We start from the raw sequence: 24831 nt of genomic DNA, 5'->3' as shown, positions 1-24831 counted from the left end.
GTATTTATTCTGATCAGACGTTTATACCTTTGTGTAAAATGTTTTATATCGTGTATTTAAAATTTGAATGGGGGTTCTAACATTAAAGTTCTCGGATTGGTGGGTAGTCCTAAAGTTGATGGTAATACCTCAAAACTTGTAAATGCATTTCTTGAGGGAGCAGCGGAAAAAGGGGCAGAAACTGTAATCTATAACCTTGCTTCTCTTGACATCAAAGGCTGTGATGCCTGCGGCAGATGCCAGGAGCATGGCTGCTGCGTTATAGATGATGATATGCAAAAACTTTATCGAGAAATTCAGGAAGCAGATGCTGTTGTACTCGGCTCTCCTGTATATATGTGGCAGATGACAGCCCAGACAAAACTACTTATTGACCGCATGACCGCTTTCTTAAGGCCGAATTTCTCGAGCAGGCTTGACCATAAAAAACTAATTCTTGTCTTTACTCAGGGAATTCCTGACAGAGATGCCTTTAAACCGTATTTCGAATATACAGCAGGTCTTCTTTACTATCTGGGCTTTGATGTCCTGGATACAATTGTTGCAGCAGGCACGGATAAACTTGAAGTTACATTCAGGCCACAGTTGCTGGAGAAAGCTAGGGATTTCGGGAACTTGATATCGGTTTCGCACCTTCCGGGCCCGGAGTATAGAAGAGCCGAATCAAGCCTGACACCGTCTCTCTAAGTTTTCCTGTTTCCTTTTTCTTCCATTTTTTTTCTTTTTTAAATCGTTTTTTAAACGTCAAGGAACTCATCTGGATACTCTACAACCCCGCCGGCGCCTTCGAGCGCTCCTTTCTTCAATTCCAGCGCCATGAAAGCCTCAGCCGGCGCGCCGAAAGGATCTTTTATTCCCCACTTCCCTGTCGGCTCAAATCCGAATTTCGGATAATACTCAGGATGCCCGAGGACTATGACCGAATCGTATCCTATTTTTCCGCAGGCTTTGAGCCCTTCTCTTATAAGTTCGCCTCCGATGCCCTGTTTCTGAAACTCAGGAATGACTGCGACCGGAGCAAGCGAGATGGTCTCTTTTTCTTTTCCTTCCGCAGATTTGATTTTTATCGGGAAAAACAGGATATGGCCCACGATTTTTCCGTCAGCTTCAGCTACAAGCGAAAGTTCGGGAACAAATTCCGGGTTTTTCCTGAGGTTTTCAACGAGTTTTCCTTCAGCAGGCTGCCCGAAGGCAAGGTCGTTTACTTCGGTTATTGCCGGGTAGTCGGAAGGGGTTTCAGGGCGAATTTTAAGGGGCATCTCTAAATCTTCCTGTGTATTTTTATGGCGCTTAAAAGAGTGCAGATAATTATACTCTGAATAGTTACCTATATCAGTAATAAGCAATAAGGATATTTTTATGGTGGGGTTCTCGTATCATGTTTCTCATGAGCAGTTTAAGCCTCGTGAGCTTTTAAATTGGGCTCAATTAGCTGAAAAAGCCGGATTTACCGGAGCTTTATCTTCGGATCATTTTAAACCCTGGAGTTGTAAGCAGGCTGAACAGGGTGGAAATGGTTTTGCATGGTCCTGGCTGGGAGCAGCTATGCAAGCTACATCACTTGAATTTGGAGTTGTAAATGCTCCCGGACAAAGGTATCATCCTGCAATTATTGCACAGGCTGCAGCAACTTTAGCTGAAATGTTTCCTGGGAGGTTCTGGATGGCGCTTGGAAGTGGTCAGGCTTTAAATGAGCGAATAACCGGAGATTTATATCCGACCAAATTTGAAAGAAATGAAAGGCTACAGGAATGCGTAGATGTAATTAAATCATTGTTTGCAGGAGAGTCAGTGACTTATTACGGGTCCTATATAACTGTAGAAGAAGCAAAGCTGTACGTTCAACCTGAAACTGCACCACAAATTTTTGGTGCGGCTCTCACTCCCGAGACTGCAAAATGGGTAGGTAGCTGGGCAGATGGAATGGTAACAGTATCCCAGCCTTATGAAAAACTTCGGAAAATGGTGGATGCTTTTCATGCAGGCGGCGGGGAAGGCAAACCCATGTATCTGCAGGTTCACCTTTCATATTCCAATACTGATGAAAAAGCTCGCAAAGGGGCTTATGAACAATGGAAAAACAATACTATTGAAAGTATTGTTGAAGAAGAGATCTATACTCCTGAACAGTTTGATGCAGCTGCAAAGTACATAAGACCCGATGACCTGGATGACCATATCAGGATTTCTTCCGAGCCGAAAAATCATATAGACTGGATTCGAAAAGATATCGAGCTTGGCTTCAGTAATATTATTCTGCATAATGCCAATGTTGAACAGGAGAGATTTATTAAGGATTTTGGAGAGAAAGTTCTTCCTGTACTTAAAAAATAATCCATATCATAATTGCGGCAGAATAATCAGCCATACTCCCCAGTTTTCTCGTCCTGGCAGGTTTTTTACGCCATCTAAAAAAGAGCCTCCCGTAACAACGGCATATCTTCCGATTTCTCTTGCTATAAGACCTTTAAGCAGGATAGAGATGATGAATAGCTAAAATTCAGCAAATCAATAAAGAAAAAAATTCTGGAAAAATCATAGACAATAAATGAAAGCATAATAAACTGAAAGAATTATTCAGGTTTGTGATTCAGATGACCCTGGTGCTGATCATCTCTTTTACCAGAATTCCGTTTTGCTGTTCACTATATATTACATTATTCAAAACGATTAAGGTTGTAAGGAGACAGAACTATGAGCTATCAAACAAAATCTGAAATACGAATCGTCAACGGAGAAACATTCATTATCTCAGATTCTGTTGGGAATATACATCAGGAGAGTACTGGTAATCTTGGTTTTTTTTTCAGGGATACACGATTTTTATCGGAACTAATTTTGAAAATAAATGATCAGGATTTAACTATACTTGGTGCAAAAGAGGTGAACTATTTTTGGTCAACCCATTATGCTACTCTCCCATTTGAATCGATATTTGAGGCTCATCCTATTACGATTATTAGAAAACGTGCAGCAGGTAATGGAGCAAGGGAAGAAATTATAATTCATAATTATAAAACTGAACCTGTGGATTTAACTTTATCAATAAAGCTTGATGCTGACTTTGTAGATATAATAGAGTTAAAAAGGGCACAAAACCCGAAAGGAAGGCCTGTTATTGAGATTAATTCAACAGAAAATCAGCATATTTTCGTATATCAGGTTGATGGAATATGCAGGAAAACTATAATTCAATGTGAATCCGGAGCAGAAATCGAAAATAGAAAGGTAAATTTTAAAATCAATATTCCTGCAAAAGATGTCTGGAAAACCTGCCTGACAATTCGGCCTGTTTGGGAAGATAAAGTTAAAGAACCAGAATATTTATGTGAAGATCTTGATAAAAATAAACCAGTTATACATAAACCTCTGCAACAATGGAAAAATCAGGTCCCAAGGTTAACCGGACATTGCAGCATATTATCGAAGACATATGAACATAGTTTAATGGATTTAGCTGCACTCAGGTTTTACATAGACTCGGAAAATAAACCTGTAATTGCAGCAGGCATGCCGTGGTATATGGCCTTATTCGGCCGTGATAGTTTAATTACAGCTTATCAATGCTGTTTTATTGCTCCGGATATTGCGTTTACTACATTAAGAAATCTAGCAAGGCTTCAGGGAAAAGAATATAATGATTTTAGAGATGAAGAGCCCGGAAAAATCCTTCATGAACTGAGGTTTGGAGAGAAAACCCTATTGGGAGAAAAACCGTACAGCCCGTATTTCGGAACTGCTGATTCCTGCCAGTTATTCCTTATTCTGCTCCATGAAGCGTTTAAGTGGACGGGTAACAGAGAATTAGTTAATGAGCTTAAGGAGCCAGCGTTAAAAGCCCTTGACTGGATTGACAATTACGGAGATATGGATGGGGACGGGTACATAGAATATCAAAAAAGATCAAAAGAAGGACTTGGTAATCACTGCTGGAAAGATTCAGGGACAAGTATGATCTTCAGTGATGCAAGTCTTGCCGAAGCCCCTATAGCTACGGTTGAGTTCCAGGGATATGTTTATGATGCAAAGCTAAGGCTTGCTGAACTGGCAGAAGAAGTCTGGAATGATTCCGCCCTTGCAGAAAAACTGAGGAATCAGGCTAAAGAGTTAAAACGGCACTTTAATAAGGATTTCTGGATTGAAGATAGAGGAGGCTATTTTGCTCTTGGACTGGATAAAAACAAGAAAAAAATTGATTCTATGACCTCAAATATGGGACATCTTCTCTGGAGCGGAATCGTAAATGATGATAAGGCTAATATTATTGTTAGACAATTAATGAGCAGTCACCTTTATAGTGGCTGGGGAATTCGCACATTATCTGTTCAGGATAGAGGATACAATCCTATAGAATATCACAATGGAACGGTATGGCCTCATGATAATAGTTTAATTGCAGAGGGACTCATAAAGTACGGATATAAAGATGAAGCAAATCAAATAATAATAAATCTGTTAGAAGCATCTCAATATTTCGATAACAGATTTCCTGAGGTATTTGCAGGTTACCAGAGAACTGAAGTTGATTTTCCCGTACCCTATCCGACTTCATCCTCACCGCAGGCATGGGCTGCCGGTGCAAGCGTATTATTTTTACGGATTATTTTAGGACTGGAACCCGACCATAAAAACCAGAATATAATAATAAATCCATATCTCCCTGCAGCGATTGAGGATATTTGCGTGGAAAACGTTAGGCTGTTCAATAAAAATTTTTCAATATATGTGCGAAAAGGCCATTCAAAAGTTGAATTATCAGACTAATAGCCATGGATTAACCAGTTTTGATCCTGTTAATGTACAATTCCCAATAGACACATAGTTTCCGAGCAAGCATGTAATTCCTGAATAATCATTTAATCTTGAATAATCATTCAATTCCTGAATAATCATTTAATTCCTGAATAATCATTCAATTCTTGAATAAGCCGTAAATTACAGTATCAGGGAACAGATTAACAAGAAGGGTGATTTCGAGAAGAACCGCTATAAGCCTCCCGATGCCATTGCAAAGTTCACCTTCATAATAGCTAATTCTGTTGTTAAGAATCCTGTAAGTACCATTAATGTTAATTGACAATAATATAGCCTCCAACCTCTTTAGAGATTACAGGTATAAGACAGTCGGCTTTATGGACACTTTCAGGGAATAAATTCAAAATTCTTTTCTTAAAATTCTCTTTATCAGAGTATATTCTTCCTTCTTCCTTAGCAGAATTTATATGCTTGATGTATTCATCTAAATAAAGTTTAAGCAAATGAGTTTTGATCTTTAATTCTTAGTTTTATCCGTACCGCTGAAACCCGGTTCAAAACGGAGTCCCTATTCATGATCCCCTTTTTCAATGCAGGAAAAATAGCTCTTGGAAGCATTAAAAGTGCAAAAATGCGTTCAACCCTTACAGTGCTTGGAATCGTTATCGGAGTTGCGGCTGTGATTGCAAATGTGTCCCTTGGGGCAAGTTTCAACCAGCATTTTACAAATGAAGTGTCCAACCTCGGCTCAAATTTCATTTATATTCAGGGGATGCAGCCCAAGCTCTTTTACGACAACCAGCTGAAGATAATTGAAAATACACCCGGAATTTCGGGAGTTTCGCCTTTGAAGTCGCAAACTGCTGAAGTTACGTACATGTCCGAGACCAAAAATGTCATGGTAAGCGGGGTGGGAAAAGAGTACGATGGGGTTGCAAACACCCAGCTGCGGGAAGGCACCTTTATTAACGACAATGATGGGTATGTTGCAGTTATCGGTCATGATATTGCAGACGAGAAATTCGGCAGGAATATCTCAGCCCGAAACTCCATAGACATAACCTTCAGGATAGGGGAAGACGAGAAAATTACAAAGACCTTCAAGGTCAAGGGAATAATTGAGAACCCGGAAAATACCATGGTTCAGGCGTATGATGACAACGAAGCTGTCCTGATCCCTGTTGACGTTATGAATGAGATTCTTGGTGAAAATGACTACGGAGGGGCTTTTGCAATGGCTGATGACCCTGCAGCTATTCAGGATATCTCGGATGAGGTGGACAGGCGCCTTGCGCGAAGCTTCGGGATTTCAGAGAGGGATCTTGGGGACAAAGATTCAAGGCCCTACATGCTCATAAACCAGGCTGAGATTTTAGAGCAGACTGACATGATGGCAGCTGCACTCAGTTCTTTCCTGACAGCAGTTGCCCTGATTTCTCTTCTGGTAGGTTCAATAGGGATCATGAACATTATGCTCGTAAGCGTGACCGAAAGGACAAGGGAGATAGGAGTGCTCAAGTCCCTTGGGTTCACAGGCTTTGATATCCTTTTCCTTTTCATGATCGAGTCAATCATGCTTGGAGTTTTCGGAGGCATTCTCGGAAGTGCTGTTGGAATTGCAGGCGCATACAGTGTAGAAAGCCTCCTTAATCTGCCTGTGGTCTTCCCGATAAGCCTGATAGCTGCTGGATTTATCGTTGCGGTCGCTGTCGGTTTTGTTTCTGGCGTCTACCCTGCACGAAAAGCCGCGAAAATGAAACCCGTGGACTCATTAAGGTACGAATAAGACTGCTGGAACCCATTCCGAATGGAATTTCCGGATTATTAAAAAAAGAGCTTGAAAACTATCAGGATCAGAACAAAAAGCCCAAGTCCCAGCTGGAGAAGAACCTTTCCCCGTTCAAAAGGATCTCTCCGGGCTTTCACCACCCCGTAGCTCAGCTGTCCCAGTCCGGGTCCGACAGGGAATACAAGAGGCCAGGCGTAAGCCCAGCTTTCCCAGTTTCCAGTTCCATACTGGTAAAAAAGGAGCAGGCCAAACATGTTAAGAGTCCAGCCAAGGGAAGCAATCCATTCTCCAATACGACTTTCTGTTTCCAGGGAAGTGGCAAAAAGAAACATTCCTGAGACAACGATATAAAATGGGAGAGTAAACTTTCCCAGGTGGATCTGCATGGAAACTACCAGGGCAAATACCGCCGCAAGAAGAAGAAACACAAGGGCAGCTGTTATTATGCTGTGGTCTTTTCTTTTCTCCCAGTTTTCCTCCATGACGCCCTCAGAATAAAGAGTTCTTATTCTTGCAATTTATTCCTATTGAATATTATATATTCTTCTTTATAATTATTTGGCACGCGATGCTCTAATAGCACTCAATACTCCACCTTGAGGGAAAGTCAAAATTTACTCTGACCCGAAGGATAATAATATTTCCTGCATAATTCAATTATACACATAAAGGGGGTTTATGACTGGAAAAGAATAAAATTGAGAAGTCCGAAGAAGAGTGGAAAAAAGTTCTCACTCCCGAGCAATATCAAGTCTTGAGGCAGAAAGGCACGGAAAGGCCCTTTTCCGGCAACCTTTATTATAACAAAGAAAAAGGGGTCTATACCTGTGCTGCCTGCGGGCAGGAACTCTTTTCTTCCGATACCAAATTCGAGTCCGGCACCGGGTGGCCAAGTTTTTCTGATGTGATTTCCAGTGACAAAGTCAGGCTTCAGGAGGATACCAGCCATTTTATGAACAGGATCGAAGTGGTCTGTTCTCGCTGCGGAAGCCACCTTGGGCATGTTTTTGAAGACGGGCCCGGGCCAACTGGAAAACGTTACTGCATCAATTCCGTTTCTCTTGGTTTCAATAAGGAAGAAAAAACAGGAGGGGAAAAAGAGTAAAAAAGTGAAATCCGAAGGCATATGGAGAAGATAAAGTTTGTCTAAAGGTTTTCTGATCAAGCTGTAAAACCCTAAAGCATACACAGAATCCGGAGTTCAGGGAAGTTTCAGATTAGTCCCGATCAGATTAGTCCCAGATCAGATTAGTCCCAGATCAGGAAAAGGGTTAGATCAAGGAGGTCCTGGTAAGTTTGAACTTCACGAAAAAGCAGGCTGAAATTGGGGGATTTTTAGTTTTTCTGTTCCTCTATCTTATTTTTTTCAATCTTTTTTTCCGATTTGAAGGATCCGGATATCCTATTTACGCTCCCGGAACTCTTATATTTGCTTTTTTCGGGTACTGGCTGGGCGGATATTTTTATGATAAGTATCTGAGATGAAAATTTCGGTAGGGGTAAAAGGGGAGGGAGAAAAAAGGAAATGACTTTCTGAACCTCGTTAAAGTTTATTGAGGCCTGGACATCTCTCTATATCAATTTTAGTAAGTTCAATTTTTCATAATATTTATCACAAATCATAACAATCTATTGAATATATGTTAAAAGCAATCATTTTCGATGTGGATGGGGTTCTTGTGGACTCCATGCGTTTCCAGGCCGACGCATGGGCAAAAGCTTTTCAGGATGTCGGTATTACCATAAGCAGGGAAGATATCTACGAGCTCGAAGGTTCAAATGATAAAAGATTGATCAAATCGATTTTCGAAAAATCCGAAAAAGAGCCTGAGCCCGAGTACTTTGAGGAGCTGCCTGAAAGAAAGCGCGAGGCTCTGGAATTCGATAGCATAAAACCCTTTGAAGGCATTCCGGACTGCCTCGATGAGTTGAAACGGCATTTCAAGCTTGCCATGGTTTCAGGGTCAAACCGCAAGACAGTCGGAAAAATAGTAGACAAATTTTTCCCAGGCTATTTTGACGTAATTATTAACGGGAGTGATCTGGAGCGCGGGAAGCCTGATCCTGACCCTTATCTCAAAGCGCTTGAGATGCTTGACCTGACAAAAAACGAATGCATTGTAATTGAAAATGCACCTCTTGGCATTACGGCTGCCAAAAGGGCGGGGCTTTACTGCGTTGCAGTTGCAAGCATGCTTGAACCGGAGAAGGTGCAGCACGCAGATCTCGTACTCGAAGACCATGCTGCCCTGCTCGACTACCTTAAAAGCCTCATATCTGAGGAATCGCAAGCGAAATAAGCTTCGGATTTTTCTGATAACCCTAGCCTGCATAACCTGCAGGAATTTTACAGTGGCACTCAAAAGGACACTGAAAGGACACTGAAAGGATACTGAAGAAGTTTTTCAGGAAGCCTTTTTTCCAATTTCTTTTTCCAGCATTTCCCTGATAGCTTTTGGGCCGTCCAGCTCAGTTGCAAGCCGCTGCAGCCTTTCTACTTTATTTCTGTACTCCTCATCTTCAAGGACCTCACGTATGCATTCGAGGATGACCTTGGGTGGGGTGGAGTAACTGAGCATTCTTCCGTAGCCTTCCTCTTCAATTACTGCAGCATTATTCTCCTGTTCGTTATGCCCTTCGTCCGGGAAAGAGAGGACAGGAACCCCGAAGCTTAAAGCTTCCATGATCGTGCTGTGCCCGCCAGGAACTATTACGGCATCCGAACTCCTGATATACGGGTAAGTATCTTCTACAAACCTGAGAAGCTGAACATTTTTCGGAATGTCTCTGAACTTTGAAGGATCAAGGTTAGGGCCTGAAATGAGTGTATAGTTAATTCCGGGATCAAGCATAGCAGTTGTGAGCACATTCCTGAAAATTGGCTCCCTGTATCCGAAGCCTCCAATAAGGGAAACGACATGAGGTTTTTCCAGAGGGATTCTGTCTACGTCTTCATATTTTTCCCTTAAAAGCGGGCCGCTATAAAATAGCTTTTCCCGGAGTTTGGGAGCAAAATCCAGATTTTTCTTGCAGACTGTGTAGGGCAGGGGATAATCCGGAATAATTATTTTATCGGTTTTCTCAAAGACCCCTTCGTAGAACTTTTTTGTCAGCCCTCCGAGAATCCTGATTGGAACTCCCCGGTCCTTGAAAAACTCTTCCATATTTGACTGGTTGATAATAAGATACACAGGAATCTTAAGGACCATAGCAGCAAGAGCCCCCAGGTAATAGCTGTCCGAAACCACCACACCCGGTTCAAAGTCCCTGATAAGCTTCAGGACCTTCGGGCCTCCGAGAAGCTGGGCGTTTTTGAGAGTTGCTTCGATAGACCCTGTCAAATCAAGACTTCCTGCCTTCCCAACCAGTTTTATTTCCGAGGGTATTTCCTGTGCCGTATACCCTGTCTTTTCGACCAGGTCCTTCGAGTAACCGTAAGCTCCGAATCCGATCTCATGCCCCGCAGCAAGAAGTTCTTTTCCCAGCGCAAGACAACGGCTGGTATGCCCAAGCCCTTCCCCGCATATAAAAATCATTATTTTCATCCTTTATCACTCATTTTTAGGATGTGTTTATTTCTATTTGCTTTTTACCCCGGACCTTAACTCCGTTTCCTTTGAGTTTTTCTTTTCCAGATCAGGGTTTCCCGCTTATATGTACATGGGAGCTGAAATGTCTCTGGTCTTCAGGATCGAAAAAAAATAGTTTTAATTTGTATAAGTCGTTTAATTGCTTAAGACATTTTAGAGTATTTCATTTAAGCCAATTTTGTTTATTTCTTTTATTTTTCTGTGTTCTTTACTGTTATTCAGCCTTTGGTTACAATTTCTCATTAATTCCTGTTCTCTTGTTCTTTCAAGAAATCATCTCAAATCACTAAAACTATATTGTTTTGTCCCGTTTGTTATTTTTATGTTTTTTACAGGTATCGACCTTGCCTGGTCTGAAAAAAACCTCAGTGGCGTTGCGGTGTTCGAAGGAAACGAAGAAACTATTCAGTTCCGCTGTGCTAATATTCTATGTGCTGACTCAGAAATTTTGGACTTTATCGAAGGCTCCGTGGGCGAAAAACCTGCTTTAATCGCAATCGATGCACCTCTTATCGTTCCTAATGAGGATGGGAGGAGAATTGCGGATGCTCAGATCTGTGACTTTTTTGGGAAATACAATGCAGGTGCGTATCCCGCTTCAAGAAAACTCTTTTTGCAATGGGGAAAAACTATCCGGGGAGAAGAACTTAGTCGAAAGCTTGAATCCTTGGGTTTTAAACAGGACCCATATTTTACCAAAAATGATAAAGGGTCAAGGAAGTTCTTTGAAGTCTATCCTCATCCTGCAATGGTTGTTATCTTCAATCTACGAGAAATAATCCGTTACAAAAAGAAGAAAGGACGCCCTTATGAAACTGTCTGGGATGAGTTCCAACGTTACCAGAAATGCCTGAAAAAGCTGGAGACCGATTTCCCCGAATTACGTCTCTCATCAGAACTCATTGAAAAAAATATAATTGGCTTGAAAGGTAAGGCTCTAAAAAATATTGAAGATCAATTGGATGCGGTTTTTTGCGCATATATTGCTTATTATGCGTGGACTTACCGAGAAAAATGCGCTGTTTTTGGAAACCTTGATGAAGGATATATTCTCTCACCGATTTTTCCTGAAATGCAGTTCAGGCTGCAGAGGAACCAGAAAAGAACATAAAAAGTGGGGATAAAAGTGCATTACGCAAAGTTAGAAAAATGAAGTTAAGAAAAAAAAGAAAAAGAGAACTGGGGGCTTAGAAGCCGTAGTTCTCTGGAAGGAAGACTTTAACTTCGCTCTTGTACTTTGTAAGGCAGTCGTCCATGAACGTGTCCATGTCGTCTGTGAGGGAGTCCAGGGATGCCTTTGCGTCTGCGAGTGCTTTGGTTTCGAACCTGGAGAGCTCGAGCTTGCCTGCAGCGCCTTCGCTGACGATGTCGCAGCATGCAATTGCAGCGTTCTTTGCTCTGAGGTAGATGTTGTCTCCGTCCTTAACAATTGCCTGGCCGACTCTGTATGCGTTGTCGTATGCAAGCACGTAGGACTGGGGGTCTCTGTACCTGTCGGAGAGCATAAAGAGGTCTCTGAGAACTTTCTCGTTCTTGGTTTCAAGAGCGGTGTTCATGAGAGCGCAGTCGTATGCGAGGGTCTCGGACCAGCACTGAACAGTGGTACCACCGAATTCACCGTGGTATTCGACAGACTCGTTGGACCAGCAGTCACAGCACTGCATAATGAGGTTGCCCATTACGTCAGAGTGAGCGCAGGTGGAGGTCTTACCTTCCTGGGTCATTGGCATACCGGTGATGGCTTTGATAATGATGTTTTCATAGCCGCAGTCCTTACCCGGACCTTTTGCACCGCATTCGTATGCAACGAGGGACCTGGGTGCGGAAATTGCCCTTGCGAGGATTGCGAGGGTGTGGGCGAGGTTCTTGTCGAGCAGACCGCCTGCGATGAACATTGCGGTGTTTGCCTGGGCGCAGTCGGTGTCACCAGCTGCGACTGTGCCGGTCTTCTTTGCAATTGCTGCAATGTCGGACCAGATCATTTCCATGTCCATGGAGCCGAGGCAGCCGATTGCGTAGAGCATACCGGGGATGTCGTTTCTGAGAACTGCGTGGTCGAATACTTCCTTACCACCCATTGATTCAACGGAAAGAAGGTCAGCACCGGACTTGGCACACTGTTCAAATGCTTCGAGGAAGACGGAGTACTTGTCGCCTCTGAGCTGGAGGAAGTCTCTGTTCTCACGGATGTCACCGATTGTGTGGCGAAGTGCGCACTTTATGCCGTATTCATCGTGGTATTCTTCCATGATGGTTTTCTGGGCGTGTGCAACTTCTGCTCCCCAGGAGGGGTTGTTGGACATCTGCTGAACGTGTTCTGTTTCAAGGATAACTGCCGGGAAACCGACCTGGACCATTCTTGACATAATGTCGGTTGTGATCCTCTCGTATTCCTTTACGAGTTTTTCCTTGGATGCACCTGCTTCAGGTCTCGGGGCATAGTTAACTTCAGGAATTGTGTAGCCAGCACCGATCTCAAGGCCAAGGCCTGCTTTTACGGGGTGCTTGGATACGCCGAAGCTCATTTCGTCTGCGTTTGCATATGCCATCTTAGTGAATCTTGTTGCTGCCATTTCACTCACCTCAGTGCTTGTGGAATTTGTTTCTTAATGCTGCAATATCTGTGGTACCTGCAACGATTGCGTCAGCAATCTTGGGTGCGTCAGCTGCTTCTTCACCATACACACCGAGTGCATACTGGGACACAAAGTCCTGGTTAACTGCGCCGCCACCGCATGCGAATGGGATCTTTATTCCCTTCTCAAGGAGCTTGTCGTTAACTTCCTTGAATGCGTACATGGTGGTGGTCATGAGTGCAGTACCTGTGACCATGAGGGGCTTGTTTGCAACAACTGATGCAACAACTTCGTCAATAGGGACATCCCTTCCAAGGTCAACCACGTCATAGCCGTTTGCCCTGAGGAGAGCGGTAACAATGTTCTTTCCGATGTCGTGAACGTCACCTTCTGCGACGTGGCAGACAACGGTTCCCTTTGTTACAGGGGCAGTTTCGGAGTTTTCCTTACAGAATTCGATACCATTGAGCATGGCGTCAGCAGACATCATGACATTGGGAAGGAAAATTATACCTTCATCGTAGAGCTTGGTGACAACGCCCATACCGACCATGAGGGCATCGTCGATGAGGGTGATCGGGTCCTTGCCTGCATCCATTGCTGCCTGGAGACCCTCGACCACGTCATCTTCTTCTCCTTCGAAGATGGCTTTTGCAATCGGGTAAATAAGTTCGTCTTTAGGATAGAGCTCTTCTGCGGCGTCTTCAGGCGTCATTGCCTTTTCCAGAGCCACATTGTATCTTGTTAATACCTTTTTCAGACTTGCCTCTGTAAAGTCCAACATATTTCTAAACCTCCATTTAGATTAAATAAAAAGGTCCTTGCCACTCCGGATCTGTAGTTTTCCGGATTTATAAGGCGTGGGGAGGTTCCGGTTTTGCCTTTGTAAAGCTTTTTCTTTCTGTGGTAGTATTCTGAGATAAATCTGAAGTTTATTTAGTTTTGAAGGCATAAATTCAGATTTCTGCAATACATACCGGTAAAAGAATTTCTTTCTCCTGTTACCGGAACTTTTCCTTTTTTAGTGTATTTCATGCCTGCATGCTGACATGTCTTTACAGCTTAATTAGGGGAAATCATCACATATACCATAACCGACGGAAATTTTTTCCTGATTTTTACGGGGCAATATGGGTTCTAAATTTTTGAGGCTATTATTCGACTTTCTGGCTTCTGATTTTTTTGGTCCCTCTTTCCTGATAAAAGAGCTGCAAATTTTTGAGGCAAATATGGGGTATCCTCCTCAACATTTTTTACCACTCTTTTATTTTTGAACAATCTTATTTTTTTTGAACAATGACATTATTTAGATAAAGCCTGTCAAAAATTTCAATGTTCATATTTTCTTTTTTAGCTTATCATATTAGATTTATTTAGACACTGGAGAAGTCATTACCTTGCTGGACTCCGGCTAATGATATTGTTTCCCTCTTAAATTTGCCTCACTTCCTCACTTACAAAATCCTATTACTGAGACCATCTTACGTTTTAAATTATTCATCCAAACCCTTTTATATAAATGTACATATCGGTTACCTCCAGTACATGGCGCAAACTCTTCCTTTAACTAGGGTCTTACATGACCTGAACAGAACTCAAATTTTTATTCGCCCTTGTGCGAATCTGTTAGTACCGCGTAACGCAGATATCCTATATTTACAAAAAAAAGAGATAGAAGTGGTTTAATGCAACCTGAGTTAATAGATATAGTATTTCGTTCCCAGAAAAGAAGAGACCTTCTCTTACTCCTGGGAGAAGAACCCAGAACAATGGAAGACATTAAAATCCTCCTCGATGTTTCTCCCACAGCTATCTTACCCCAGATCAAAAGGCTTACAGACAGCAACCTGGTTATTCAAAAAAATGGCAGCTATGAACTGACAGATATGGGAGAGCAGGTATTCAAAAAAGTCAGGTCCCTTGTCGATGTTCTTACTCTTGTTGAAAAAAATGACTACTGGACCGAACACGACCTGGGCGGAATCCCGCAGTATCTTCTTGACAGGATAGGGGACCTTAAGGACTGCAATCTGGTTAAAGCCGATCCCAGCCAGATATTCGAACCCAGTACTGATCTTTTGAAATTCTTTTCCTCTTCCCTTTATCTCATGGTTTTTTCATCCTTCTACAGGCCTGAGTTCCTTCCCCTTTATTCAAAGCTCGGAAGGCTTGAGTCAGAGGTCTCCCTTATTTTTACGGAATCGGTACTCGAGAAATTCCTGTACAACTATGAACGAAAAATAAGGAAACTTTCAACAATGAAGAATACTGAACTGTCTGTCTGTAAGGATGGTGCAAAAATTGCCGAACTTATTGTTTCTGATCGCGGGATGATGGTCTCCCTCTTTGACAGCCAGGGCAGGTTCTATCACGAGTATATGTGCTGTTCCGAATCTCAGGCTATTTCCTGGGTAAGAGAGCTCTTTGATTTCTATAAATCAAGGGCATTAAAAGTTGAAGGTGAGAAGAGCATTGACAATTTTACATGCACGTCCGAAAACGGAGCTTTCTCAGAATCTCTATTGTTAAGCCTTCACTGATATACTGATATTTACTGATACACCAACATTTACTGACATACTGATAATACTATGTATCAACAGATTTAAGATAGGTTTGAGGTTTTAATCCGAAGTAACTGAAGCAATTAAGATTATCCGGAGTAGCTAAAATTGTTCGAGTAATTGAAGTTATTCGAGTAACTGGAATTGATCGAGTAACTAAAGTATTCTATTAGCTGGAAAATTGCTCTCCAATTCAAAATAACTCAGATAATCTTTATTAACGCCTTATTTAATCTCAAACTCTTTTCCGGAGGGAGGCTGAATCGAATGAGTATGGAACTGCAGTTAATAGATACGATTTTTTTTTCGGACAAAAGGAAAAATTTGCTTTTATTCCTGAAGAACGGACCAAAGACAATTGAAGAAATCAAGACCGAACTTGAAGTCAGTTCCAGCCCTATAATGGCTCAGATCCGCATTCTGATTAAAGACGGTCTGCTGGTACAGAAAGATGACAGTTACGAACTTTCTGTAAAAGGTAAACTTATAGTTCCCAAAATGGAACCCCTCCTCTCCACATTCCGGATCTTTGATGAAAACCATGATTACTGGGCAAGGCAGGACCTTCGCACCCTTCCTCCGCACCTGCTTGACCGGATCGGGGAGCTCGGCAAGTGCATGGAACTTGTGCCTGATAGAACTCATATTTTTGACTACCCTCCCGAAATAATGGATCCACTCTACAGGTCAAAAACTGTGATGGAAGTCTCTTCATTTTTCCGCCCCGGATATCCTGGACTCTATCTGGATCTTGCAAATAAGGGAATAGAAGTCTCTCTGGTTCTTGAAAGACCCATATACAGGAAGTTGGTCACTGATTACAGGCAGGAAGTAGAAGAATTTATAAACATGGGAAATACACAGATATTTATCTGCGACAATAAAATCGAACTTGCTTCCAGCCTTGTTACTGACCGCTTTATCTCGATATCCATGATATCTAAGGACGGAAGATACTACAACCATGAAATGGTAAGCTTTGAAAAAAGCGCCCTTGAATGGGGGAAGGAACTGTTCAACTATTACAGAGATCTGTCTGAGCAGATTACACAGATATGAGATATACTCAAGGCTTGAGATTTACAATACACAGATATACTCAAGGCTTGAGGTTTTACAAGCTTCTGAAGTTTTGCAAGCGCCTGAAGTTTTGCAAGTAACTGAAATTCTGCATGCTTTTTCAAGCCTTAGAGATTATGCAAATCTGAATAATCCATAAAGGCTTGAGCAGGTTATACAAATTTACTTTTTTTCAATACTAAAAATTAAAGTAGCCTTAAAACCCAGTTTTCTTTACCATGATAAAGCGAGGATTTCCTGCAGTCCTTGATGAAAACACTGAGATCCTTATTCTGGGCTCTCTTCCCGGCGACGAGTCAATAAGGAGGCAGCAGTACTACGGGCACCCTGGCAATGATTTCTGGAGGCTGGTCGGCCGCGCCATCGGAGAAAATCTTCAGGACATGGATTATGAAACAAGGCTTGAGACTTTGAAACGCAACCGAATAGGACTCTGGGATGTCTTTAAAGCCGGAAAAAGAGAAGGAAGCGAGGACTCAAAAATCAGGGAAGAAGAGGTAAACCAGTTTTCGATATTAAAAGAGATAGCTCCGGGGCTGAAGCTGGTCTGTTTTAACGGCAAAAAATCAGGAAAATACGAACCGCTTCTGAGAGCAATGGGCTATAAGACAAAAGTCCTGCCCTCTTCAAGTGGAATAAACCGAAGATCTGTAAAAATCAGGGAAGAGGAGTGGAAAGCCACTCTAAAGCAATAAAAACTATCCTTTTCAGCCCTCTCATTCTTTCCCCTCTTCGAGTAGTAGTTTTCGTTTAAGAACATACCTTAAACTGCGAATTCCAGTTCCCCGGATCATTCGGTCTTTATAGCACCTATAGGACAGGCTTCTTCACAGGCTCCGCAGTCCACACATTCGTCTTCATCCACAACAGCACAACTTTCATCCTCATCAATAGTAATTGCTTCTACAGGGCACTCTTCTGCGCAGGTCCCGCAGCCTGTACATTCTTCTTTGTTGATTTTAGGTGGCATTGGTTTCAACTCCTTATTTCATTTTTTGTCTACCGTATTTGGATCCGTATTTGGATCCGTATTTTGAAGCGAAGTTAGAGCTCAGGATACAGGTATCTCACCAAACTCTATTTTTATTTATCTCTTTTTTATATAAAAATTTGTTTTTGTCTTTCCCAATTCTACTTTTCTTTCCCATTCTTCATTTCCTGACGATCATTTTTCCTATTCTCCGATCTCTCACTCTCAATTTCTCACTTGCTGACGACCCATTCTCTCCTTACTCACTAATGATCCTGTCTTCTCCAAGCATGTCCAGAATCTCAAGCAGCCTTCTTTTGCGTCTGTTTGCTTCCTTTATCCCTGACAGATAGGTTTCCCAGTCTTCTTTTTTCCCTCTGGTTTCGAGTGTTTCCTTTATCTTTCGGAGGTATGTGGACGCCTCTTCATATGAGCTTACTTTCGTTTCGGAAATCAACCTCTCTACAAGTTTTTTCCATATCTCAAGCGCAATTTCCGGATGTTTCTCTTTCACTGCGTTTGCAACTTCACTTTCAGAGATCGAATGCCAGTACCTTTCAGCTTCCTCTCCGCCTGTTTTAAGCTCTTTATACCAGTGAACCACTTCTTCTGGGTCTTCTTCCTGAATTGCTACTTTTATTAAAAGGTCAAGGGCAGGAGCCTTGATTTTCTGTATTGAGTCTGGCTCCAGAAGCCCTGTTTTCGGGAGAATACCGGGAAGAATTGAAATTTCTTCTTTACCTGAGATTTCTTCTTTATTTTTTACCTGGCCGGCTTTAGCCTGAACGACTGGCAGCTCTCCTGTTTTCAGGTATCTGAGTGCAGCCTCCCGGACTTCCTGCCATTTTCCTGAATTTCTGGCTGCTTCCCGCATGCCAAGATAACGAGCCATATCAGGAGCCCTGAAAAACTCTTCTGCTTCAAGGGCGGCTGCAAAAAGCCAGTTTCCTTCTTCTTCTCTGGTCTCAAGCAGGATCTGCCAGAGCTGGCGGGCGATCCCGGGCTGGTATTCCCTTGTTTCTTTGATTCCCCTGTAAATCCATTCTTCTGCTTTCTTCTTTTGTCCGGAGTCAAGCAGCACATTGACAAGCCGGGCATAATTGCCTGTTTTTTCGGCTTCGCGTTCACAGATCGGGATTATCTCTTCAGAAAGCCCGGCTTTTAGAAGGGCATCAATCAGCCTGTCAACGGCGTAATCCCTCTGCCAGGAGGAGCTATAGAGGGTATCTTCTGCCCGATCAGCTTCCTGCAATTTAACTTTCAGGGCTTCTGCAAAACGTTTCCATTCTTCGGGAGTGAAACCTTCTTCCCAGAAAGTGGTTTCATCAAGAATATTGTAGTTATCTCTTAACTCGATTTCAAACATATAGAGCATTTTTTCATGAGCAGGGAGGGAAGATCGGGACAGAGCTTCAAACACCACATCCATGCAGAAGGATATTTTTGTTCCTATATCCCCTTCTTTATCGTATTCTGCTATTCCTTCGTATCTGTCCATGAGCTCTTTTCCGATATCAAGCAGCTCATCAGGATGTCCCGCATCAAGCAGGCTTTCCAGCCTGACCTGCACGTCTAAAAAATCTGGTACATCACTTTCATAACCCGGATAGTCAGGGTGACCTGCTTCTTCCAGGAGCTCGTCAAGTTCGGAGTAAACTCCTTCGATAATTCCTTCCACGCTTTCTGCTGCAAGGTTCTGCCGGTCTGTGAGGTACCTGCCAAGCACGGTATCTTTCTCTGCAAACGCCACCAGTACCTCGATCAGTTCCGGTTTTGTCAGCTGTCCCAGGTATTCACGGAGAGCCCGGGTTGAGGATTCCTCACCTTTGCCAGCGCCTGCGGTTTCAGCTTCCGTATACCCCTGCCTGGCTCTCTCAATGAGTGTATCTCCCTCGGAAATAACGGGAATTTCCTCTCCCTGCTCTGTCAGTTCCAAATATTCAAGCACGGCTGCAACCCCATGCTTACAGTCGTGCCCTACAGGGCAGGTACAGATTGAGCTCAAGTTTCCGTTTTCCATGAAAATTTCTGTGAAATATTCTTTTGTTCCTTCTACCCGGGCTACGAGGCTGCCTTCCTGTGTTCGCTTAAGCTCTTTTACCCGCTCGTCTTCCTGGTACTTTATCCCCTTTGCAGTCGCCTTTCCTCCTGCCCAGTCCTGCAGGTCACTCCACCTTAATTCTTTAAAGGGATCAGAATTTTCACTTTTTAATTGCATAAACTATCATTTCGACTACGTAATATAAAAATAGGAATTACGAACCTTTTCTTATGTACGAATATGGTTTTTCGTCCTGCCCCCTTACTTTCTTCTCAAGGAGCCCGTATACTGCAGGGCTCTGAATAACTTCTCCTCGAGCATTATAGCGGGAACCATGGCAGTGGCAGTCCCAGGTTTTCTCAGCATCATTCCAGGAGACAAAACAGCCCATGTGCCTGCAGGCTGGATTGAGAGTATAGAGTAAGCCCTGCTGGTCCCTGTATACTGCTACTTTCTCCTCTTCCCCTTTCTCAATAATAGTCCCCTGCCCCGGTTCAATTCCGGATACATTTTCCATAGAAAACTGAGGTCCCTGTCCGGATCTTGAAGGGTCGTATATTTCAGTCCATGGGTTATTCCTTCCAAGGATCGTATCCATGAGAATCATTGCTGCAGCAGTGCCTGCAGTCATGCCCCATTTCTTAAAGCCGGTTGCCAGATACAGGTGCTCACTTTCCGGGGTAAGCCTGCCTATAAGCGGAATTTTATCTTCAGATATAACATCCTCGGTCAACCAGTGGTAGTCAATGGAGCGTACTTTATAGATTGACCTTACCCAGTCTTCAAGGTGCCTGTAGTGCTCATGCGTGGGGTTTCCATTTCCGGTAGGATGCCCATCCCCAACTACCAGTACCATTTCGCCTCTTTCCGTGGGCTGCGAGCGCAGAGACCTTACAGGTTTCTCAGCGTTAATGAACATCCCATCAGGGAATGGCTCTTCAATATATGTTCCGAGCACGTATGACATCGATTGTTTCAGCTTTTTGAATAACTCTCCGGGCTTATCAATAATAGGGAAATTTGTTGCCTGGATTACGTTTTCTGCAATTACGGTTCCTTTGTCCGTTTTTACAACAGCAGGGTCCCCTCCTTCGATTCCGAGAGCCCTGGTCTTCTCAAAGATATGGCAGCCATTTCCCGGAATCTCTTTTGCAAGGGCACATAGGTATTTTCTGGGATGAAACTGTGCCTGATGGCTGAACCGGACTGAACCGTAGGTTTTAAAAGGAAGTGGCAGATCTCCTTCGAATGAAGCTGGAAGGCCCAGGCTCCGGGCTGCTCGAACTTCGTCCAGGATCTTTTGTGCAGAATCCTCAGAGCCTGCATACACATAAGCGGGTTTGTGAGAAAAGTCGCAGTCAATGTCCCATGAACGGACTATATATTCAATCTTATCGATTGCTGCCTGATTGGAGTCAGCGTACTGTTTTGCCTGCCCTCTCCCAAATTCCGATATAAGACGGTCATAGATAAGGCTGTGCTGGGAGGTTATTTTTGCAGTTGTGTTCCCGGTTGTCCCTGTGATGATTCTGTCTGCTTCGATAACTGCAACAGATACTCCGGCTTCCTTTAAAAGAAAGGCTGAGGTAATTCCAGCTACTCCTCCTCCAATTATTGCCACATCAACCCTGATATCTCCCGGAAGAGCAGGATAATTGGATTCCGGGGTGGTTGCCACCCAGTAAGATTTCGCCTTTCCAGGCAGAGTATAATTAGTTTCATTCTGATCCGGCATCGCTATTCCCTCTTCATTTATTTCGTAGATAGAGTATCACCAACCTGAATTTCCTTATAGAACCGATTACCTTCTGGTTGGCTGTTCTCTGCCTCGGAACTTTCTAGTTTATTGTCCAATACCTCATTTCTTAACTTTCTTTTCCGAAAGCCCGTAAACGGCAGGACTGTGAATGACCTCTCCTGTTGCGTTATAACGAGAACCGTGACAGGGACAATCCCATGTCCTTTCCGCATCGTTCCAAGAAACGATACATCCCATGTGCTTGCAGGAGGGGTCAAGAGTATGAAGCGTCCCATTCTGGTCTCTGTAGGCTGCCACTCTTTCGCCTTCTATTTTGACAATCGCACCTCCCCCCGGCGCAATATCTGATGCCTCTTTATGAGTGGGGAGTATACGGTCACCCACAAGACCTTTGGTAGCCTCAATAGCCTGTGAAATCAAAGTCTTTGCCGACTCTACCGGTTTGAAACGTGAGGGGTCATAAACCTCTTCCCAGGGGTTTGACCTCCCGAGGATCATATCCGTAATGATCATTGCTGCAACCGTACCTGTGGTCATGCCCCATTTTTTGAATCCCGTTGCAAGGAATATGTTATCATTATCTGAAGTTAACCTGCCAATATAGGGAACATGGTCAACGCTTATGGTATCCTGGGTAGACCAGCGGTAATCGACGGAATCAACAGAATAGATGGACCTTACCCATTTCTCAAGATTTTGATAGTGAACAGTTTCGTTTTCTTCTTCACCTGTTCGGTGTCCCTCCCCGGTTACAAGGACAAGTTCTCCTCCATCGGTACGCTGCGAGCGCAGGGATCTGGCAGGCTCTTCGGCATTTATGAACATTCCGTCAGGGAAAGGATCCCGAATTCGAATGCCAAGCACGTATGAACGGGACTGGTAAAGGCGCTGGAAAAACATCCCGGGCTTGTCATGAATCGGATAATGCGTTGCCTGGATAACCTTCTGTGCTGTCACGGTTCCTTTATCCGTTGTTACGGTTGTGGGATTTTCCCCTTCTATCTTCAATGCCCTTGTCTTCTCAAAGATATGGCATCCATCCCCATGAATCTCCCCTGTCAGTGCATTGAGGTACTTTGTGGGATGGAACTGCGCCTGATTGCTGAAACGGACTGCGCCATATGTCTCAAAGGGCAGGGGTAGTTTCTCTTCAAAAGAAGCCGGAAGCCCGAGTTGTCGGGCTGCCTGCACCTCTTTTTGAATTTTCCCGGTCGAATCTCCAGAGCCTGCATAAACATAGGCAGGCTTACGGACAAAGTCACAGTCTATCTGCCTCGAGTTTACTATAGAATCTATCTTCTCTATGGCTGCCTGATTGGATTCTGCGTACTGCTGTGCCTGCCTTTTTCCGAACTTTGAGATCAGGCGGTCATAGATCAGGTGGTGCTGGGATGTAACTTTGGCTGTAGTGTGCCCTGTAACTCCTCTCAGGATATGACCTGCTTCAATCACTGCAATTGACGAAAACCCTGCTTCTTTTAACAGGTAAGCCGTAGTGAGTCCAACTATTCCCCCCCCAATTATCGCAATGTCAACGTGAATGTCCCCGTGAAGTGCAGGATAATTGGACTCAGGTGTAGTTGCCAGCCAGTATGATTCTGCCCTGCCGGGCAGGATATAATCGAATTCCTTCTGGTTTGCCATAGCTTTCACCAATATTAATTTTCAGGGTTCCCTCTTCCTTGAGCCTTTTCTTATTGACTAACTCTAAAGGCAGTCTCCAGGAGCTCGCTCAAATCAGTACGGCATCCCCATTCACAACTCTCCCCCGTACATATTCTCGAGCATGTCCTCGAGTAAATATTATAAATTTATCTAACTAAATATTATAAAAATCAATAGTAATATTAACTCAGGTATTCTTCGTTTAAGCAGAATTAACCAAAAAGATTGGAATTTCAGGATTATCTGTCTCTGGACAGGTTAGCTCAAGCCATGCCTGTTGACAGAGATTACCATACCTGTTGACAGAGATTATCATACCTGTTGATAGGGATTGATCTATGTTTCAAAATTAGCTATGGGGCATCATATGAGGTATTTAGTATTTTTGAGAGGAATACCCGGATCCGGCAAATCAACTTTCGTTAAAGAAAACAGGATCGAGCCCTATACAATTTCCTCAGACCAGGTCAGGCTTCTTTTAAAGCCTCCGGTACTCTCCGTTACCGGACAAACCACAATCTCCCAGAAAATCAACCGCAGAGTCTGGGGGCTTATTTACTCGCTTATTAAATGCCGTATGGAAGAGGGGGAATTCACAATCCTTGATGCGACCAATGCGGGAAATGCAGATCTGGCAAAGTACAGGCAGCTCGTCAAAGCTTACAGGTATAAAGCGTTCTGTGTTGATTTTTCGGATGTGCCTCTTGAGGTTGCAAAAGAAAGAAACATGAAAAGGCCTGCATACGAGGTTGTGCCGGAGGCTGTAATTGAAGATATGCACTCTATAATAAGCAGGCAGAGTGTGCCGTCATTTGTTTCGGTAATAAAGCCTTACGAATTCCATGAGAAACTGCAGTACAGAGTCACTGACTTTTCTCACTACAGAACAATTCATCACATCGGAGATATAAACGGCAGTTATACAGCGCTGATGAAATACCTGGCATGCGGACTGAACGACAGCGACCTGTATATTTTCCTTGGAGATTACGCAGGTGACGGGGCTGAAAATGCCAGGGTCATTAAGTTCCTGATCTCAGTCATGTGCAGAGATAATGTGGTCCTGCTCGAAGGGGATAATGAAAAGTGCCTTTGCAATCCGACTGGTGAAGAACAAACCCATATCTCAGAGTTTGGAGATACCTTATACCTCCTGCCAGAACTCGATCAGGCAGGAATTACAAAGAATGACGCCCTTGAATTATACCGGAAAACGGTACCTTGCATTTATTATAAATTCCATACAAAACATGTGCTTGTAACGCACGGAGGGCTGAGCAGCCTTCCTGAAAACCTGGTCTTCATAGGGACCGAACAAATGATTAAAGGTGTGGGTGAGCCTGAAGATGCATCTCTGATTGCTGAGAGTTTTAATAAAAACACGGGTGAGAATACATTTCAAATTCACAGCCACAGGAATCCTGAAAACCTCCCGGTTGAAAATGGCAGAACGTTCAATTTATGCGATGAAAACCAGAACGGAAAATCCCTTCGAGTCCTTACTCTTAATAATGAAGGGTTTCATGATCATTATATTCGGAAAGAAAATTAGTCGAGTTACAGGCTCACTTAGTCTAGTTCAGGTTCACTTAGTTTAGTTACAGGCTCACTTAGTCTAGTTCAGGTTCACTTAGTTTAGTTACAGGCCCGCATTCCGAAAGTTACAGGTTCAATATTCTGCTACAGGTTCAATATTCTGAACCTGCTGGATTGAGTAATGTTTTCTCAAATTTATAAAGTAGCTTCTGTTCATTTAAGCAAAAAAATTCTAATGAGTTCAGTACCCTGTACCTACATCTTACTCAATATATTCAAACATTTTTATGTCCCCTGCCAGGTAGGTCGAGAGTTTTAAGCCTTCTGATAATGTATCGAAGGCTTGAAGATTGCCCCGGCGGATTTCTTCATTCATGTATTTTCTTTAGCTGATTAAAAATAAGTATTATTAGTGCCTTTAATAAATCATACTATTGAATCTTTCTTTAGGCTATCTGATCTAATAATCTTCAATTTATATAAAACGTGGAAATTTATAGCCTGTA

The 24831-nt window shown here is 43.1% G+C and carries 21 protein-coding genes; 11 read left to right on the top strand and 10 right to left on the bottom strand.

What is annotated here, in order from left to right:
* Positions 1-63: 63 nt before the first annotated feature.
* The gene (locus tag FXV91_RS17020; protein ID WP_229391874.1) at positions 64-687 is read left to right on the top strand and encodes a flavodoxin family protein; all 624 of its coding nucleotides are present in this window, start codon (positions 64-66) and stop codon (positions 685-687) included.
* Between the two features lie 50 nt (positions 688-737).
* Here FXV91_RS17020 and FXV91_RS17015 read toward each other — a convergent pair whose 3' ends face one another.
* Complete coding sequence (locus FXV91_RS17015) at positions 738-1259, bottom strand: N-acetyltransferase (protein WP_229391873.1); 522 nt, start codon at positions 1257-1259, stop codon at positions 738-740.
* A gap of 100 nt (positions 1260-1359) precedes the next feature.
* On the opposite strand from FXV91_RS17015, the gene FXV91_RS17010 reads away from it, so the two are divergent.
* Together FXV91_RS17010 and FXV91_RS17005 are read left to right on the top strand one after the other, a co-directional pair.
* The gene (locus tag FXV91_RS17010) at positions 1360-2334 is read left to right on the top strand and encodes a TIGR03885 family FMN-dependent LLM class oxidoreductase (RefSeq protein WP_229391872.1); all 975 of its coding nucleotides are present in this window, start codon (positions 1360-1362) and stop codon (positions 2332-2334) included.
* A gap of 360 nt (positions 2335-2694) precedes the next feature.
* Positions 2695-4764 carry a glycogen debranching N-terminal domain-containing protein gene (locus FXV91_RS17005; protein WP_229391871.1) on the top strand — a complete coding sequence of 690 codons (2070 nt, stop codon included), beginning with the start codon at positions 2695-2697 and terminating at the stop codon, positions 4762-4764.
* A gap of 148 nt (positions 4765-4912) precedes the next feature.
* Here the strand turns inward: FXV91_RS17005 and FXV91_RS17000 are convergent, their stop codons facing one another.
* Complete coding sequence (locus FXV91_RS17000) at positions 4913-5080, bottom strand: hypothetical protein (RefSeq protein ID WP_229391870.1); 168 nt, start codon at positions 5078-5080, stop codon at positions 4913-4915.
* Positions 5081-5329: 249 nt separating this feature from the next.
* Here FXV91_RS17000 and FXV91_RS16995 point away from each other — a divergent pair, with 249 nt between their 5' ends.
* Complete coding sequence (locus tag FXV91_RS16995; RefSeq protein ID WP_229391869.1) at positions 5330-6541, top strand: ABC transporter permease; 1212 nt, start codon at positions 5330-5332, stop codon at positions 6539-6541.
* A gap of 38 nt (positions 6542-6579) precedes the next feature.
* Here FXV91_RS16995 and FXV91_RS16990 read toward each other — a convergent pair whose 3' ends face one another.
* Complete coding sequence (locus tag FXV91_RS16990) at positions 6580-7026, bottom strand: hypothetical protein (protein WP_229391868.1); 447 nt, start codon at positions 7024-7026, stop codon at positions 6580-6582.
* 200 nt (positions 7027-7226) lie between these two features.
* Between FXV91_RS16990 and msrB the strand changes: the two genes are divergently transcribed.
* Together msrB and FXV91_RS16980 are read left to right on the top strand one after the other, a co-directional pair.
* On the top strand, positions 7227-7649 hold the full coding sequence (gene msrB / locus FXV91_RS16985) for a peptide-methionine (R)-S-oxide reductase MsrB (RefSeq protein ID WP_229391883.1): 423 nt from the start codon (positions 7227-7229) through the stop codon (positions 7647-7649).
* A 535-nt stretch (positions 7650-8184) separates the two neighbouring features.
* The gene (locus FXV91_RS16980; protein WP_229391867.1) at positions 8185-8844 is read left to right on the top strand and encodes an HAD family phosphatase; all 660 of its coding nucleotides are present in this window, start codon (positions 8185-8187) and stop codon (positions 8842-8844) included.
* Positions 8845-8949: 105 nt separating this feature from the next.
* On the opposite strand, the gene FXV91_RS16975 is transcribed toward FXV91_RS16980, so the two are convergent.
* Entirely contained in the window at positions 8950-10089 is a 1140-nt protein-coding gene (locus tag FXV91_RS16975; RefSeq protein ID WP_229391866.1) for a glycosyltransferase, read from the bottom strand.
* 367 nt (positions 10090-10456) lie between these two features.
* Between FXV91_RS16975 and FXV91_RS16970 the strand changes: the two genes are divergently transcribed.
* Positions 10457-11245, top strand: a complete 789-nt coding sequence (locus FXV91_RS16970; RefSeq protein ID WP_229391865.1) for a DUF429 domain-containing protein — start codon at positions 10457-10459, stop codon at positions 11243-11245.
* 76 nt (positions 11246-11321) lie between these two features.
* On the opposite strand, the gene mtaB is transcribed toward FXV91_RS16970, so the two are convergent.
* Positions 11322-12707 (bottom strand): methanol--corrinoid protein co-methyltransferase MtaB, encoded by a 1386-nt coding sequence (gene mtaB, locus FXV91_RS16965; RefSeq protein ID WP_229391864.1) that lies wholly within the window; start codon positions 12705-12707, stop codon positions 11322-11324.
* A gap of 10 nt (positions 12708-12717) precedes the next feature.
* Entirely contained in the window at positions 12718-13494 is a 777-nt protein-coding gene (mtaC, locus tag FXV91_RS16960; protein ID WP_229391863.1) for a methanol--corrinoid protein MtaC, read from the bottom strand.
* 901 nt (positions 13495-14395) lie between these two features.
* On the opposite strand from mtaC, the gene FXV91_RS16955 reads away from it, so the two are divergent.
* The 3 genes from FXV91_RS16955 to FXV91_RS16945 all read left to right on the top strand — a co-directional run bounded on the left by FXV91_RS16955 (position 14396) and on the right by FXV91_RS16945 (position 17049).
* Positions 14396-15250: a winged helix-turn-helix domain-containing protein gene (locus FXV91_RS16955; RefSeq protein ID WP_229391862.1), complete on the top strand. Its 855-nt coding sequence runs from the start codon at positions 14396-14398 to the stop codon at positions 15248-15250.
* A 291-nt stretch (positions 15251-15541) separates the two neighbouring features.
* The gene (locus FXV91_RS16950) at positions 15542-16333 is read left to right on the top strand and encodes a winged helix-turn-helix domain-containing protein (protein ID WP_229391861.1); all 792 of its coding nucleotides are present in this window, start codon (positions 15542-15544) and stop codon (positions 16331-16333) included.
* 239 nt (positions 16334-16572) lie between these two features.
* Positions 16573-17049 carry a DNA-deoxyinosine glycosylase gene (locus FXV91_RS16945; RefSeq protein WP_229391860.1) on the top strand — a complete coding sequence of 159 codons (477 nt, stop codon included), beginning with the start codon at positions 16573-16575 and terminating at the stop codon, positions 17047-17049.
* A gap of 95 nt (positions 17050-17144) precedes the next feature.
* Here FXV91_RS16945 and FXV91_RS16940 read toward each other — a convergent pair whose 3' ends face one another.
* The 4 genes from FXV91_RS16940 to FXV91_RS16925 form a co-directional block, all read right to left on the bottom strand.
* Positions 17145-17324 carry a 4Fe-4S binding protein gene (locus FXV91_RS16940; RefSeq protein ID WP_229391859.1) on the bottom strand — a complete coding sequence of 60 codons (180 nt, stop codon included), beginning with the start codon at positions 17322-17324 and terminating at the stop codon, positions 17145-17147.
* A gap of 259 nt (positions 17325-17583) precedes the next feature.
* Positions 17584-19542 carry an SWIM zinc finger domain-containing protein gene (locus FXV91_RS16935; protein ID WP_229391858.1) on the bottom strand — a complete coding sequence of 653 codons (1959 nt, stop codon included), beginning with the start codon at positions 19540-19542 and terminating at the stop codon, positions 17584-17586.
* Between the two features lie 37 nt (positions 19543-19579).
* On the bottom strand, positions 19580-21100 hold the full coding sequence (locus tag FXV91_RS16930) for an FAD-dependent oxidoreductase (protein WP_229391857.1): 1521 nt from the start codon (positions 21098-21100) through the stop codon (positions 19580-19582).
* A gap of 123 nt (positions 21101-21223) precedes the next feature.
* On the bottom strand, positions 21224-22768 hold the full coding sequence (locus tag FXV91_RS16925; RefSeq protein WP_229391856.1) for an FAD-dependent oxidoreductase: 1545 nt from the start codon (positions 22766-22768) through the stop codon (positions 21224-21226).
* Positions 22769-23156: 388 nt separating this feature from the next.
* Between FXV91_RS16925 and FXV91_RS16920 the strand changes: the two genes are divergently transcribed.
* Complete coding sequence (locus FXV91_RS16920) at positions 23157-24341, top strand: AAA family ATPase (RefSeq protein WP_229391855.1); 1185 nt, start codon at positions 23157-23159, stop codon at positions 24339-24341.
* Positions 24342-24831 lie beyond the last annotated feature (490 nt).

The organism is Methanosarcina sp. DH2 (assembly GCF_020804225.1).
Taxonomy (GTDB): domain Archaea; phylum Halobacteriota; class Methanosarcinia; order Methanosarcinales; family Methanosarcinaceae; genus Methanosarcina.
The sequence above is the reverse complement of the archived record's forward strand: the minus strand, read 5'-3'. Positions and strand labels throughout refer to the sequence as shown.